Source organism: Bacillus sp. FG16, from assembly GCF_057809515.1.
In genome coordinates this window covers 1-14,967 of the sequence record NZ_JBMDKC010000058.1, presented here as the reverse complement: position 1 = coordinate 14,967, position 14,967 = coordinate 1, and the positions used below count along the sequence as shown (strand labels likewise).

The following is a 14,967-nucleotide window of genomic DNA, read 5'->3' as shown; positions in this document are numbered from 1 at the left end:
TATCCCCTCCCGTTTATTATTATATAGAATTTATTGGGATTTACCAGAATTTTCTTTTTTTATAATTGCGATATTAATGTTTATCGATGATCTATCCCACCCTAGATATGCAGAGTATATTCGAAAAATGATTCTTTCAATTATATTCTTTTATTATTATAAAACGTTTTTATTTTATATGATATAGTAACAACAAAGGGGGCTTAAAAATGGAAATTATTCACGAAAGAGCAAAGTTGCGGTTAATGGATAATACTGATGTCGAAACTTTGTTTTCGATTGTAGAAGGAAATCGGGATATTTGGGCGTATTTAATCTCTAAAATGGATAGTGTGCAAGATATGCAACAATACGTTCAAAAAGCGATAAAGGGTTACGGAAGAGGTACTCAAATACCTTTCATAGTCGTAGATCAACAGTCGAATAAGATTGTAGGAAGTACACGTTTATATAATATTTCAGTAGAAGATAAGACAGTTGAGTTAGGGCAAACATGGTATCATCCGAGTGTGCAACGTACGAGTATAAATACAGAGTGTAAGTATATGCTTCTTCAGTATGCTTTTGAAAAATTGCATATGCTGAGAGTGCAAATTAAGACGGATGCAAGAAATGAAAAAGCACAACGAGCAATTGAAAGGTTAGGCGCAGTAAAAGAGGGTGTGCTTAGAAATGAAAGAAAATTACCGAATGGTTATGTGAGAGATGCGGTGGTGTACAGTATTATCTCGAGTGAATGGCCAGGCGTAAAAGAACAATTGTTAGAAAAATTAGAGTTGTATAAAGAAAAGTTATAATTCGTGTTTTGAAAGGTATATTGTTCGTGAGGCATGAAAAATATACCTTTTTTCTTACAAAATGCTACTTTATTTTAATTCCTTTTGTTTCATCGTTCCCTTCTGAGAAAAAATTCGTTACAATGTAGTTGTATGGTAATAAACTTATGAATTTAAAAAATGTAATGAAAACCGCAAATGAAAATGAATTGATAATCCTCAATTTTAAATGAAAACCCTTTTATACATAAATAACAAGTAAAGTTCCTTCTTTTAAATAAACTCAAACAAAACGATTTGATATAAATGTTTTTTATAGAAGTATGGATGATGTACGGAGGCAATTACAAATGAAAGAAAATAAGAAGAGTAAGAAAAGACGAATCTTTCAAGTATTTTTACTAATGATTTGTTCTGCTATTTTATATGTAAGTTATGCAGCTTACGATATTTGGAGTTATCGTTTTAAAGCAAATGATGACGTGAAAACGGATGCTGGTATCGTACTAGGAGCAGCTTCATGGAACGGAAAACCATCTCCTGTATTTAAAGAAAGAATTAATCATGCGATTTCTTTATATAGGAACGGAAATATTAAAAAGATTATTTTTACAGGTGGTACAAAGTTCGAGGCAGAACTTGAGGAAGCACGTACTGCAAGAGTATATGCAATGAAACAAGGTGTAAAAGAGGAAGATATTTTAATTGAAACTAAATCCCTTTTCACTGAAGAAAATTTAAAAAATGCGAAGCAAGTTGGAATAGAGAACGGCATACAAACATACACGATTGTAAGTGATCCACTTCATATGAAACGCGCAATGAGAATCGCAAAACATATTAATATTGAAGCGTATGCTTCACCAACGCCGACATCAGCATATAAAACGTTAGATACAGAAATACCATTCTTCTTTAAAGAATTATTCTCGTATATTGGATATGTAACCTCGTTGCCGTTAAAGGCATTAAAGGGAGACTAATAAGAAAAGAACCTATCGTTAAATAGGAACTTTTCTTATTAGTCAAAAACATTGTATTTTTATCGGAATAGTGAAACAATAGAGAGGTAGCTTCATATAATCATAATGACAAAATGAACGGTTTATGAATCGAGCATAAAGTGAAACTTTAATCAGTGGGTGGGTTTCTCACTGATTATTAGTTGAACCAATCGGGCGTTTACGGGCAGTTGATCTCCCACCTAACTTCCTTTGCTTCACCTGAATTTTTAGGTGGGAGTTTTACTGCCCGTTAATGCGGGATAAAGGAGATTATAGTATGGCACTCTCATTTGTTGAAACAGAAGAACAGTCTTTAATTATTGAGAAAATAAATAAATTGATTCCGAAGTTCATGGAAAGGGAGCATCAGCTAAGTGAATTAGGATCATTTCCGTATGAAAATATAAATGATTTGAAAGATATCGGATATACGAAATTAACGTTACCGAAGGAATTTGGTGGTAGTGCGATTTCTTTATATGACTTCGTTTTATTTCAAGAGAAAATCGCGGAAGGCTGCGGAGCTACTGCATTATCGATTGGCTGGCATCTTGGCATTGTGAAAGAGCTAGCGGAAAATCGCTCTTGGAATGATGAGATGTTCAAATGGTTTTGCGAAGAAGTATGTAATGGTGCGCTCTTTAACAGGGCAGCAACAGAACCGAAAACAGGGAGTCCGACGCGTGGCGGCAAACCAGAAACAATAGCGGTTCAACAAGGCGAGAAGTGGGTTATAAATGGAAGGAAAACTTTTACAACGATGGCGCCAGTACTTAATTATTTTATTATTTCAGCGAGTATTGAAGGCCAAGAAGAAGTTGGTGAGTTTGTCATTCCAAGAAATACACTCGGTGTATCTATTGAAGAAACGTGGGATAGTGTTGCAATGAGAGGGACTGCTAGCCACGACCTTGTCTTACAAAATGTAGAGATAGAAAGCCGCTTTTTTACGGATGTGAAGGGCGGAAAAGTAAAACAAAAGGGTATTGGCTGGTTGCTACATATACCAGCATGTTATTTAGGAATTGCACAATCAGCAAGAAATTATGCAGTTCAATTTGCGGGATCATACAAACCAAATAGTTTAAATCATTCTATTAGTTTATTGCCGAATGTTAGAAGATTAGTTGGAGAATTAGAACTTGAGCTTATGCAAGCTCGTGTCTTTTTATATCAAATTGCGAAAAAGTACGATGAGGCAGAAGATAAACTATCACTGCAAGAAGAATTAGCAGCCGTGAAATATGCTGTAACAAATGCGGCGATATCCATAGTGGATAAATCGATGCGCATCGTAGGAGCAAAAAGTTTATCAGAAAAAAATCCGCTTCACCGTTATTATTTAAACGTTAGAGCAGGACTACACAATCCGCCGATGGATGATGCAACACTATCTATGTTGGCGGATGCGGCGTTTCGGTCGTAGGTTTTTTAGCTTGAATTTTATTGTCTATGTACAATATAGTTGTTTTGAAAGCACGGGTTTGATTAGTAATCAAACCCGTGCTTTTTATGTGTATGAAGTACTTGGTTGGGATGTAGGTTTTTAATATAAATGATTATCATGTTTTTTTGATTGTGTCTTGTTGAAAAATTCTTATTGTAATGCCAGTTTGGAGGCTGTATAAACATTTTTCGTATTTAATCCCAAATTAATGGTCTTTCTAAGTTTACCATTCGTAAATATTGTAAAAATTGACCTGTATGGACCGCATCATGATAGGCAATTCGTAATAGCATATCACCTAAATATCGTTGATAGCCAACATCGCTTCTATCAATAAGCCTTGAATCTAGCTCGGCTATGCTTATTGATTGAACATATTCTATGAAGTCAGTAAAGTATGATTGTGCCAATTCAATTTCTTTTTTTACACAAGTAATTGGCTCGTCATTATACGGGATACGTATGTCGTTTATTGAACCGTTGTTTTTTATAATCATATGATAGTAAAAAGTTGAGCTCCATACGTGACGAATCATTTCACCAAAGGACATAGCCTCAGGATCAGGCTTCCAATTAAGAAAATTATCGGGAAGAGAATTCCATAATTTTTCTGAGCGCCTTCTCGTTTCTTTTAAATTTAATATACTAAGATCAATTGCATTCATAATACATTCTCCTTTACTATTAAACTTAAAATAATTGTATCAATTTAATAGTTAGGGTATCATCGAAATATGAATGTATATCCGAATATCTCATATATAGCTAAACTAATTGCTGAACCTACAAGAGCAATCATCTTAGATTGTCTAATGAATAATCAGGCACTACCTGCTAGTGAATTGGCTTATATGGCAAAAGTGTCACATCCAACAATTAGTTCGCATCTTTCTAAATTAGTAGAAGGGAATTTACTTACAGTTGAACAACATGGTAGACATCGTTACTATCGACTTGCTAATCAAGAAGTTGCAGAAGTGCTTGAAAAGTTAGGGACAATTGCACCAACAGTTCAAGTTCGCTCTTTAAAACAATCAAGCCAACTAAAACAAATTCGTTATGCTCGAACTTGTTATGATCATCTTGCAGGCAAACTCGGTGTAGAGATAACTGAAAAATTACTAGATAGGCAATTTATAATTTTAGAGGATGGAGAATACATTGTAACGGAACAAGGTAAGAAATGGTTTCTGAATTTTGGAATAAATGTTAATGAGGCAGATACAAAAAGGAGGGTATTTGCAAAACCTTGCCTTGATTGGAGTGAACGGCGCTACCATATTTCGGGTTGGTTAGGGTCTGCGATTGCAAAACTACTTTTTGAACAGGGATGGATTACGAAAACGGATAAGAACCGAGCTGTCCATCTTACAAAGAAAGGTGTAAAGTTATTGGAAGATCAATTAGGCATAGATATGAAAACTGAGGAAAGAAAAGCTTGAAATTAGAAAAGTCCGTTAAAATGACGGGTTTTTTCATTATGGTAGGAGTGTACATGAATAATAGGATGTCACAAATAATTGTTGGCAATAAAAAAATCTTTCTTTTCATTCTTCTTTTTTAAGTTTTAAAGGAGAAAGCTAGGCTTCTTATTTTTACTAATGTTATAATAAGAAAAAAGCACGAAAAGAGGTCATCTCATGCTAGAGGTTATTGCAACATGTTTAGAAGATGTAAAACGAATTGAAAGTGCTGGCGGGAAGCGGATTGAATTAATTTCATCTTATACAGAAGGTGGTTTAACACCGAGTTATGCTTTTATAAAAAAAGCGGTAGAAGCGGTAAGTATACCAATTCATGTTATGATTCGTCCGCATGCGAAGTCTTTTACATATACGGAAGAAGAAATTGAAATGATGAAAGAAGATATTGTAGTTGCTCAGAAATTAGGAGTAGCTGGTGTTGTATTAGGTGTATTAAATGAACGAAATGAAGTGGATGAAGGGAAATTAGCGAACTTACTATCTGTTGTAGATGGAATAAATGTAACGTACCACCGTGCGATAGATGATATAGAAAATCCAGTAGAAGCAATGAACACTTTAAAGAAGTTTCATAAAGTGACTCACGTTTTAACTTCAGGTGGACAAGGAAATATAGTAGAGAATATTCCGGTGCTTACAGAAATGCAAAAGGTAAGCGATGGTCAAATTCAGCTTGTAGCTGGAGCTGGGGTGACGAAAGAAAATATAAAGCGATTGCTAGATGAAACTGGAATTTCGCAAGCTCATGTCGGTACAGCGGTAAGAGAAGGAAAATCATGTTTTTCTGAAATAGATCCTAATTTAGTACAAGAATTAGTTGAAATAATAAAATAAGTGCTTAAGAAAGAGGAGAAACGATGAAGGAAAATACGAAGAAAGAATTATTCTCTTGGGCTAAAACGATAGGGTTTACCCTTGTATTAATTGCTATTATTCGCGGTGTTTTATTTACACCTTCTTTAGTACAAGGTGAATCAATGATGCCCACTTTAAAAAATAACGAACGAGTTCTCGTGAATAAGATTGGTTATAGTATAAGTGGATTAGATCGCTTTGATATTATCGTCTTCCACGGAAAAGAAGGATACGATTTAGTAAAACGAGTAATTGGTTTGCCAGGCGATACAGTTGAGTATAAAAATGATGTTTTATATGTAAACGGAAAAGCGATGGAAGAACCATATTTAAAAAAGTTTAAAGAAAAAGCAGTAGGCCGTGTATTAACTCCAGACTTTACGTTAGAACAAATCACAGGGAAAACGAAAGTGCCAGAAGGCCAAGTATTTGTTTTAGGGGATAATCGTGAAGTTTCTAAGGATGGTCGCATGTTTGGCTTTATTTCAGAAGATGAAATTGTCGGAAAAGGACAAGCTGTTTTCTGGCCGTTGGAACAAGTAAGAGCGTTATAAAGAAAAAGTATGGGAGAAATATTCTTCCGGTGGATTTAAATTACATTTTTTTGTAAAACTGAATGTTCAATTAAGAAAGACAGAGGTCATTTTGATTATTACTTTTCAAAATGGCCTCTGTTTATTTGAAGATAGTATTGCAAGGAGGGAATTTAAATGATAAAGAAAGAATCAGAAATTATCTTAAACAGGAAAGGAGCCAGGAAAGTAAACGAAATTCCTAAAGAGGTCTTACAATTACTACAGCAAGGGAAAGTAGAAAGTGTTAATCTAACAGAATGGCTAGCTATAAATCATATTGAACTACTTAAAAATGTCTTACCTTCAATAGGACTCAAGAATAGTTTGGAATGTATAGTAGCTGAATTAGAAAAACAGAACGTTGAAACAGGAATGAAAGTCATACGAATAACAGGGACTTTATTGGATGAAATTATACTCAAAGAGAATGATGGAAACAAGGAAGACGTACTGTTAAAATTATCTAATCATATTTCAGATAGTGTACGATGTTGGGCAGCGTTTATGAATAAAAAATCAAATGACACATTAAAAGATACATTAACATACATTCGACCTTTTGCGGCGGATCATCATTTTGGTGTTCGAGAAATTGCTTGGATGTCTATTAGAGAAGAACTTTCACAAAATATAGAAGAAAGTGTGGAATTGTTAGTAGAATGGGCAAAAAGTGAAGATGAGAATATTCGCAGGTTCTCTGTAGAATCTATTCGTCCTCGAGGTGTATGGAGTAAACATATTGAAATATTAAAACAAGAACCTGAAAAAGCACTTCCTATTCTTAATTTACTTAAATCAGATCCATCAAAATATGTACAAGATTCGGTTGGAAACTGGTTAAATGATGCAAGTAAAACTAAACCGGATTGGGTAATGAACCTGTGTAAAGAATGGGAAAAGGATGCTGACATAAAATCAACTAGTAGAATTATTAAAAAAGCTAAAAGAACGATTTTGAAAAATAAGTAATATACAACTAATAGACTCGGTAGTTGTACGAAGGAACATTCAATCATGTTAAAAAAGAATAATTTGAATAACTATGAGAAGAGCATGTATTGATCAATACATGCTCTTTATATTTACTTTTTTATTGCAGTTTTTATTCTAATAGTTTTGTAGCAATGTGAACTTTAGAAATTGAACCGTCGTGATTTCTAGGGTTAATTTTATATTCACTGTCAGGAAGCGAATCACTCCAATATAAATTACATTCACTAATAGTTCATTCTTCACGTGTTAAAGTTTTTTCAATCATCCAAGAGCCTTTCATTTTATATAAATCACATATTATTTTTGTTTTTTAATAGCGGACAAAATATATCGGATTATGTACGTGAAAAAAATATTGATAGAATTGAAAGAATATTTTATAATTTTAAATTATATGTTTGTTTCGAAAAACGGAATTTAAGTTCCGTAATTCGGAACGAAAGGGAGATAGAATGAGTATAAATAAAACGGCAGTTAAGACAATGGATATTTTAGAGTTGTTTTATGAGCATGAAGAGCTAAGTTTAACTGAGATGGTTCAGCTTACAAATATGCCGAAAACATCTGTTTATCGTTTAATTGGCTCGTTAGAAGAGATGGAGTTTTTACAAAAAAACGAAAAGGGGAAATATCGTTTAGGGGTCGTATTTTTACGGTTCGGTCAACTTGTTTCACAACGATTATCAGTAAGGAATATAGCAATTCCTTATATGAAAGAACTTAGAGATAGTTTAGGACAGGCAGTTAATTTAATAATTCAAGATGGTAATGACGCAATTTATGTTGAAAAGATGGAAGGTGTTCAGCCAGTACGCGTGTATACGGCGGTTGGAAGAAGAGCACCGCTTTATGCTGGTGCATGTCCGAGAATTTTACTATCGTATTTTTCTGAGGAAGAGAAACGGAGATACATAGAGGAAGTGGATTTAAAACAGTTTGCAGATGGAACAATTGTGGATAAGGAACAATTGCTAGAAGTGTTGCAAATGGCAAAAAAGGAAGGCTACACAATTAGTTATTCTGAGTTAGAAAATCATACAGCCGCAATAGCAGCGCCCATTTTCGCAAGTGATGGAACGGTTGTAGCAGGTATGAGTATTTCGGGATTAGCAATTGAGTACAGCGAAAGTAACATTTCATATTTTATCGCGAAGGTGAAAGAAACAGCGCATCGCATTTCGAAAGAACTCGGCTTTTTGGCATAGAAAGAGGGAGTAGGATGAAATTTTCTGCGTTAGGGGATCAAGCAATTATTGTTACATTTGGTGAAGAAATTAAGATGGATATATATGAGAAAGTACAGCGGTTATTTCAAGCACTGCAGCAACATCCGTTTGCAGGAATGATTGAGTGCGTTCCGTCGTTTACTTCATTAGCTGTTTACTACAATGTATACGAAGTATGGAAGAGAAATGAGAGAAGTGAAAGGCCATATGATTACGTTCGCCAGTATATAAAGGAGCTGTGTGATTCTTATAAAGAAGAAGTGAAACAGGATGTGAAACATATTTCTATACCAGTGTGCTACGGGGGAGAATATGGACCTGATTTAGAAGAGGTTGCGCATTATAAAGGTTTACAAGTAGAAGATGTGATTCGAATACATAGTGAAACTACATATTTTGTATATATGCTAGGTTTTACACCAGGGTTCCCGTATTTAGGAGGACTTTCAAAAGAATTAGAAACACCTAGAAAAGAAACACCACGGTTACAAATCTCTCCTGGTTCAGTAGGTATTGGCGGAAATCAAACAGGTATATATCCGCTTGAAACACCAGGAGGATGGAATATTATCGGCCGAACTCCTATTTCATTATTTAATCCAGAAGAAGAAATACCAACATATATTCAAAGTGGTATGTATTTACGATTTATCCCAATAACGAAGGAAGAGTACGTATCATTTGAGGGGGCTAAAGAATGGATGTAGAAGTTTTGCATGCAGGAATGTTTACAACAGTCCAAGATTTAGGACGATCTCATTATCAACAATACGGTGTGCCAGTTGGCGGGGCGATGGATCAAAGTGCACTTCGGATGATCAATATGTTAGTTGGTAATGAAGAGAATGAAGCGGGACTCGAAATGACGATTATGGGACCTAAGTTGTTAATAAAGAAAACGACTTTACTTGCGATTGGCGGAGCAGATATGGAACCGTTATTGAATGGAGAACGTATCCCGTTATGGCGGCCCATTTTAGCAGAAGAAGGTAGTATGCTTTGTTTTGGAAAAGTGAAAAGTGGTTGCAGAGCGTATGTAACTTTTGCGGGTGGCATCCATATTGAGCGTACAATGGGAAGTAAAAGTACGTACATACGTGCTGCGATTGGCGGTATAGAAGGAAGAATGTTGAAAAAGGGTAACTACTTCCAAATTGGTGCACAACCAGAAATGGCGAGTCGTTTCATTCAAGACTTACAAAAAGATGCGAGAATAAAAACGAAATGGGCAATTAGCAACAGCGTACTACCAAAGTATAAGAAACATCCAAAGCTTCGTGTCATAACTGACTTTGAATATGATCAATTTACAGAAGAAAGTAGAAAGGCATTTTTTACGAAAGAGTATAAGGTATCTAATTATGCTGACCGTATGGGCTATAGGGTTGAGGGAGAAGTTTTAAATAGGATTGAAGAAAAAGAGATTTTATCGAGTCCTGTTACATTTGGAACCATTCAAGTTCCTAATGGTGGACAGCCGATTATATTAATGGCAGATAGGCAAACGACAGGTGGCTATCCGAGAATGGGAAATATCATTTCAGTAGATTTACCTCTTCTTGCCCAGCTAAAGCCGGGGGACTATGTTTCTTTTGAGAAAATTATGCTTGAAGAAGCGGAACAATTGTACATAGAACAAGAAGTAAATATAAATCTCTTAAAGAAATTCATCGCTTTACGAAGCTGAAATTAGGAGGAATACATTGTGACTACAATTGATTTAAACTGTGATTTAGGAGAAAGTTTTGGCGCTTATAAAATGGGGAATGATGATGAAATTCTTCCGTTCGTTTCCTCTATAAACGTTGCTTGCGGTTTTCATGCGGGTGATCCGTCTGTAATGAGGAAGACGGTTGAAAAGGCAATGCAGCATAACGTAGCGATAGGGGCACATCCTGGTTTTCCAGATTTAATTGGATTTGGTAGAAGAAACATGAATGTTTCAGCAAGTGAAGTATATGATTATGTTTTATATCAAATTGGGGCACTAGACGGGTTTGTAAAAGTGGCTGGTGGGGAGATGCATCATGTGAAACCGCATGGCGCTCTATATAATATGGCGGCAACTAATCCGGAAATTGCAGATGCAATCGTAAAGGCAATTTATCATATTAACCCAAATCTATTACTTTACGGATTAGCAAATAGCGAGGCGTTTATACAGGCTGCAGAAAAATACAATGTAACTCTCGTACAAGAGGCTTTTGCGGATCGTACATATAAGCAAGATGGTACGTTAACGAGCCGTACAGAAGAAAATGCGCTTATAAAAGATGAAGACGAAGCGATAAAGCAAGTGCTTCAAATGGTGAAAGAAGGCCATGTAAATGCGGTCAATGGAGAGAAAGTAGCAGTTCAGGTGCAAACAATTTGTTTACACGGTGATGGGGAAAAAGCAGTGCAATTTGCGGGGGGAATATACAGAACATTCGAACTTAATGGGGTTTCTATTTGTGCACCGAAATAAAAAATGAGAGGAAGTGCTAGAAATGATTAAATTAATCGGGATACTACTTGTTGCAGTGGGCTTTTTATTTAGATTAAATACACTTTTAGTAGTTATGGTTGCAGGTATTGTTACTGGTATGGTTTCAGGATTAAGTTTTTATGATGTGATCAGCATGTTCGGCAAATTTTTCATAGAAAATAGATATATGTCTATGCCAATTATATTAACTTTACCGGTAATCGGAATTTTAGAGCGTTACGGTTTAAAAGAAAGAGCAGAAGCACTTATAACGAAATCAAAAGGAGCAACAACTGGAAGAGTATTAATGTCATATTTTACGATAAGAGAATCATCAGCAGCACTAGGGCTTAATATTGGTGGGCATGCACAAACGGTAAGACCGCTCGTTGCACCGATGGCAGAAGGGGCCGCGCAAGGTAAATACGGTAAACTTCCTGAAAAATTAAGAGAAAAGATTAAAGCAAACGCAGCGGCTGCTGAAAATACAGCTTGGTTTTTCGGAGAAGATATTTTCATCGCAACTGGAGCTATTTTATTAATGAAAGGATTCTTCGATTCAGTAGGTATGCATGTCGGAGTATGGGATATGGCACTTTGGGGCATTCCAACTGCAATATCTGCACTTATTGTAAGCTGGATTAGATTTAGAAGGTTTGATAAATATATAGAGAAAACAATGAAGGCAGAAGGAAAAGAAGAGAAGGAGGCAATTTAATATGAACATCATCACAATGGATACAATCTATTATGTATTAGGGATAATCGTTGCTTTTATCGCTGTTCGTATCGCATTCGATCGTGAACATCCAAACAGATTCGGTTCTAGTTTATTTTGGGCATTGTTTGCAGTTACATTTTTATTCGGAAATGTAATCCCTTCGTTTTACGTTGGCTGTATAGTGCTCGCTATGGTCGTTTTAGCTTCACTAAATAAAGTAACAAAATCAGAGGAGAAAGAAGTTCCAGTACAAGAACGTGTAAAACATGCTGAGAAATTAAAAAATAAAATTTTTATGCCTGCACTTTTAATTCCTATTTTTACAATTATCGGTACGTTGACGTTAGGGAAAATTAAATGGGGTAATGTCTCTCTTGTTGATCCAGATAAAGTAACATTAGTTGCATTAGCGCTTGGTGCATTACTCGCATTCGTTGCGGCGATGCGTATTACAAAATCAAAAATAACAACGCCTGTACAAGAAGGAAGCAGACTATTACAAGCTGTCGGCTGGGCTGTAATTTTACCACAAATGTTAGCAGCACTTGGCGGTATATTCGCGAAGTCTGGCGTTGGACAAGTTGTTTCAGATTTAGTCGGACAAGTGTTACCGACAGAGTATCCGTTCGTTGCTGTTATGGCGTACTGTTTAGGCATGATGCTATTTACAGTCGTAATGGGAAATGCATTCGCAGCGTTTGCTGTTATTACTGGCGGAATTGGCTTACCTTTAATAGTTCAAATGCACGGCGGAAACCCAGCAATTATGGCAGCACTCGGTATGTTTGCTGGATATTGCGGAACGCTGCTTACACCAATGGCAGCAAACTTTAATATCGTACCTGCGATGCTTTTAGAGCTAAAGGATAAAAATGCGGTTATTAAAGCACAAGTACCAATTGCTCTTTCAATTTTTATCATAAATATGTTTATTATGTACGGCCTTGTATATCGTTTCTAATTAGGAGGATAAAACTATGAAAACAGTATTATTAACAGGGTTTGATCCGTTTGGCGGAGAAAATATCAATCCAGCTTGGGAAGTAGCAAAAGGTTTGCATGAAAAAACAATTGGAGAATACAAGATAATAAGCAAACAAGTACCAACTGTATTTCATAAATCAATAAGCGTATTAAAAGAGTATATAGAAGAACTAGCGCCGGAAATTATTATATGCATTGGACAAGCTGGGGGCAGACCAGATATTACGATAGAACGTGTCGCAATTAATATTGATGATGCAAGAATTGCTGATAATGAAGGGAATCAGCCGGTAGATGTACCGGTTGTAGAAGAAGGACCGGCTGCCTATTGGTCCACACTCCCGATGAAAGCAATTGTAAAAAAACTTCGCGAAGAAGGCATACCGTCATCTATTTCACAAACGGCAGGTACATTCGTTTGTAATCACTTATTCTATGGACTTATGCATGAACTAGAGAAACATGATAAGAAAATAAAAGGCGGATTCATTCACATTCCGTTCTTACCAGAACAAGCGAGTAATTATCCAGGACAACCGAGTATGTCACTTTCTACTATTCGTAAGGGGATAGAATTGGCAGTTGAGGTAACGACGATAGTTGAGGTAGATATTGTAGAGGTTGGGGGCACGACGCATTAAATAAAACGAATCGTACAACACCTCCTGTAAACAACTGGTATAATAAGAATAGGAAAATACATAGAGGTGATTTTTGTGCAACAATTTGAAGAAGTACGTTCAATTTTAGAAAAAGCGAAGAAAATTACAGTATTAACAGGCGCAGGTGCAAGTACGGAAAGTGGTATCCCAGATTTTCGTTCAGCAAATGGATTGTATGCTGATGCGAATGTGGAGATGTACTTATCAAGAGGGTACTATAACCGAAGTCCGAAAGAATTTTGGAAGCATTATAAAGAAATTTTTCAAATTAATACGTTCCATCAATATAAACCAAATCGTGGCCATCGCTTTTTAGCTGCGCTAGAAGAACAAGGGAAAGATATTACGATTTTAACGCAAAATATTGACGGTTTACATCAATTAGGTGGCAGTAAGCATGTCATTGATTTACATGGAACACTTCAAACAGCACATTGTCCAAAATGTAAATCTGGATATGATTTACAGTATATGATTGATCATGAAGTACCGCGTTGTGAGAAGTGTAATTTCATTTTAAATCCAGACGTTGTTTTATACGGAGATACATTGCCGCAATATCAAAATGCTATCAAACGTTTATATGAAACAGATGTGCTTATCGTTATGGGAACGTCACTAAAAGTACAGCCTGTCGCTTCATTCCCGCAAATTGCAAAGAGGGAAGTGGGAGCAACAACTATTTTAGTAAATGAAGAGTTAACAGGACAGGAATATAACTTTGATTTTGTTTTTCAAAATAAGATTGGTGAGTTTGTTGAAGGGTTATCGTCGGTTAAATAAGTTATTATTTTTATGAAAAACTGAGGTGTATAGAGAACACCTCAGTTTTTTTGTTTGAATAAAATTCATGTTATGACGTATGAAGGGGAATGGTAATAAATAGGTTATAAAATTAAAAAACTGAAAATTAAATCTTTTATTTCTTTAGTAATTAATATAAAATTCTATATATATCATAGAAATAAATTTGATACATAATGATTTTGCGTAGAAATGTTAATAGAATGAAGCGAGGGAGCGAAATGAGACAGAAAAAGGAGCAGAAAAAACAATCGAAAAAGAAAAAGACTCATATTCCATTTCGGTTAAATGTACTATTTTTTATTGTCTTTCTTTTATTTTCAGCTATTATAATTCAATTAGGTAAAGTACAAATCATTGATGGAGAAACGTATAGAAATGAAGTAAACAAAAAGGAAGATGTAACGGTAAGCACTCCCGTTCCTAGAGGGAAAATGTTTGATCGGCAAGGTCACGTTATTGTAAATAATAAACCATTGCGAACCGTTACATATACGAAAATGAGAGGAGTAGACTCAAAAGAAGTTTTACAAGTAGCAAGAGATTTAGCCAAGCTAATTGAAATGTCGCAAGAGGACATGGATAAGTTAACAGAGACAGATAAGAAAGATTTTTGGATGCAGTTAAATGAAAAGCGGGCAGCAGCGAAAGTAACGAAAGAAGATGAGAGTAAATTTAGAAAGCAAGAAATAGAAGGAAAAGAATTAGATAAAAAAGTAGAAGAACTGCGCCGGGAAAGAATTACGCAAGAAGAATTAAATGAGCTTTCAAAGGAAGATATAGAAGTATTAGTAATTAAAAGCAAAATGAATGCAGGATATAAAATGACACCGCAAATCGTTAAAAAAGATGTAAGTCAAAATGAATATGCTGTCGTTAGTGAAAGGTTGGCAAGTTTACCAGGGGTAGATACGACAGTAGATTGGGAACGTGAATACCCAAATGATAAAATACTGCGCTCTATACTAG

The 14,967-nt window shown here is 35.5% G+C and carries 16 protein-coding genes and 1 pseudogene; 16 read left to right on the top strand and 1 reads right to left on the bottom strand.

Features of this window, described 5'->3' with window-relative positions; translation table 11 throughout:
- The first annotated feature begins 209 nt into the window (after nucleotides 1-209).
- The 3 genes from ACODS7_RS20040 to ACODS7_RS20030 all read left to right on the top strand — a co-directional run bounded on the left by ACODS7_RS20040 (nucleotide 210) and on the right by ACODS7_RS20030 (nucleotide 3,206).
- Nucleotides 210-797 (top strand): GNAT family N-acetyltransferase, encoded by a 588-nt coding sequence (locus ACODS7_RS20040; protein WP_000402585.1) that lies wholly within the window; start codon nucleotides 210-212, stop codon nucleotides 795-797.
- Between the two features lie 329 nt (nucleotides 798-1,126).
- On the top strand, nucleotides 1,127-1,759 hold the full coding sequence (locus ACODS7_RS20035; protein ID WP_000662218.1) for a YdcF family protein: 633 nt from the start codon (nucleotides 1,127-1,129) through the stop codon (nucleotides 1,757-1,759).
- Between the two features lie 298 nt (nucleotides 1,760-2,057).
- The gene (locus ACODS7_RS20030; RefSeq protein WP_029442709.1) at nucleotides 2,058-3,206 is read left to right on the top strand and encodes an acyl-CoA dehydrogenase family protein; all 1,149 of its coding nucleotides are present in this window, start codon (nucleotides 2,058-2,060) and stop codon (nucleotides 3,204-3,206) included.
- Between the two features lie 215 nt (nucleotides 3,207-3,421).
- Here ACODS7_RS20030 and ACODS7_RS20025 read toward each other — a convergent pair whose 3' ends face one another.
- A complete protein-coding gene (locus tag ACODS7_RS20025; protein WP_016081075.1) occupies nucleotides 3,422-3,892 on the bottom strand; it encodes a DinB family protein in 471 nt (156 codons plus the stop codon).
- A 69-nt stretch (nucleotides 3,893-3,961) separates the two neighbouring features.
- On the opposite strand from ACODS7_RS20025, the gene ACODS7_RS20020 reads away from it, so the two are divergent.
- From ACODS7_RS20020 to ACODS7_RS19960, 13 genes and pseudogenes are all read left to right on the top strand, one after another.
- Entirely contained in the window at nucleotides 3,962-4,669 is a 708-nt protein-coding gene (locus ACODS7_RS20020; RefSeq protein ID WP_048565455.1) for an ArsR/SmtB family transcription factor, read from the top strand.
- Between the two features lie 198 nt (nucleotides 4,670-4,867).
- Nucleotides 4,868-5,545 (top strand): copper homeostasis protein CutC, encoded by a 678-nt coding sequence (locus tag ACODS7_RS20015; protein WP_000895115.1) that lies wholly within the window; start codon nucleotides 4,868-4,870, stop codon nucleotides 5,543-5,545.
- 23 nt (nucleotides 5,546-5,568) lie between these two features.
- The gene (gene lepB, locus ACODS7_RS20010) at nucleotides 5,569-6,120 is read left to right on the top strand and encodes a signal peptidase I (protein WP_000662498.1); all 552 of its coding nucleotides are present in this window, start codon (nucleotides 5,569-5,571) and stop codon (nucleotides 6,118-6,120) included.
- A 156-nt stretch (nucleotides 6,121-6,276) separates the two neighbouring features.
- The gene (locus ACODS7_RS20005) at nucleotides 6,277-7,110 is read left to right on the top strand and encodes a DNA alkylation repair protein (RefSeq protein WP_029442705.1); all 834 of its coding nucleotides are present in this window, start codon (nucleotides 6,277-6,279) and stop codon (nucleotides 7,108-7,110) included.
- A gap of 476 nt (nucleotides 7,111-7,586) precedes the next feature.
- Entirely contained in the window at nucleotides 7,587-8,339 is a 753-nt protein-coding gene (locus ACODS7_RS20000) for an IclR family transcriptional regulator (protein ID WP_000026366.1), read from the top strand.
- A gap of 14 nt (nucleotides 8,340-8,353) precedes the next feature.
- Entirely contained in the window at nucleotides 8,354-9,067 is a 714-nt protein-coding gene (pxpB, locus tag ACODS7_RS19995) for a 5-oxoprolinase subunit PxpB (RefSeq protein ID WP_029442704.1), read from the top strand.
- A complete protein-coding gene (locus ACODS7_RS19990; protein WP_029442703.1) occupies nucleotides 9,058-10,047 on the top strand; it encodes a 5-oxoprolinase subunit C family protein in 990 nt (329 codons plus the stop codon). The genes pxpB and ACODS7_RS19990 overlap by 10 nt, the downstream gene beginning before the upstream one ends.
- Before the next feature lie 18 nt (nucleotides 10,048-10,065).
- Nucleotides 10,066-10,827 carry a 5-oxoprolinase subunit PxpA gene (gene pxpA, locus ACODS7_RS19985; RefSeq protein WP_243168238.1) on the top strand — a complete coding sequence of 254 codons (762 nt, stop codon included), beginning with the start codon at nucleotides 10,066-10,068 and terminating at the stop codon, nucleotides 10,825-10,827.
- Nucleotides 10,828-10,849: 22 nt separating this feature from the next.
- Nucleotides 10,850-11,545, top strand: coding sequence for a DUF969 domain-containing protein (locus tag ACODS7_RS19980; protein WP_000593392.1), 696 nt, complete (start codon nucleotides 10,850-10,852; stop codon nucleotides 11,543-11,545).
- Nucleotide 11,546: 1 nt separating this feature from the next.
- On the top strand, nucleotides 11,547-12,509 hold the full coding sequence (locus ACODS7_RS19975; protein ID WP_001021658.1) for a DUF979 domain-containing protein: 963 nt from the start codon (nucleotides 11,547-11,549) through the stop codon (nucleotides 12,507-12,509).
- 16 nt (nucleotides 12,510-12,525) lie between these two features.
- Nucleotides 12,526-13,173, top strand: coding sequence for a pyroglutamyl-peptidase I (gene pcp, locus ACODS7_RS19970; protein WP_016081080.1), 648 nt, complete (start codon nucleotides 12,526-12,528; stop codon nucleotides 13,171-13,173).
- A 75-nt stretch (nucleotides 13,174-13,248) separates the two neighbouring features.
- On the top strand, nucleotides 13,249-13,977 hold the full coding sequence (locus ACODS7_RS19965) for an NAD-dependent protein deacylase (RefSeq protein WP_016081081.1): 729 nt from the start codon (nucleotides 13,249-13,251) through the stop codon (nucleotides 13,975-13,977).
- A 242-nt stretch (nucleotides 13,978-14,219) separates the two neighbouring features.
- Nucleotides 14,220-14,967 (top strand): annotated as a pseudogene (locus ACODS7_RS19960) (penicillin-binding protein); the annotation flags it as partial.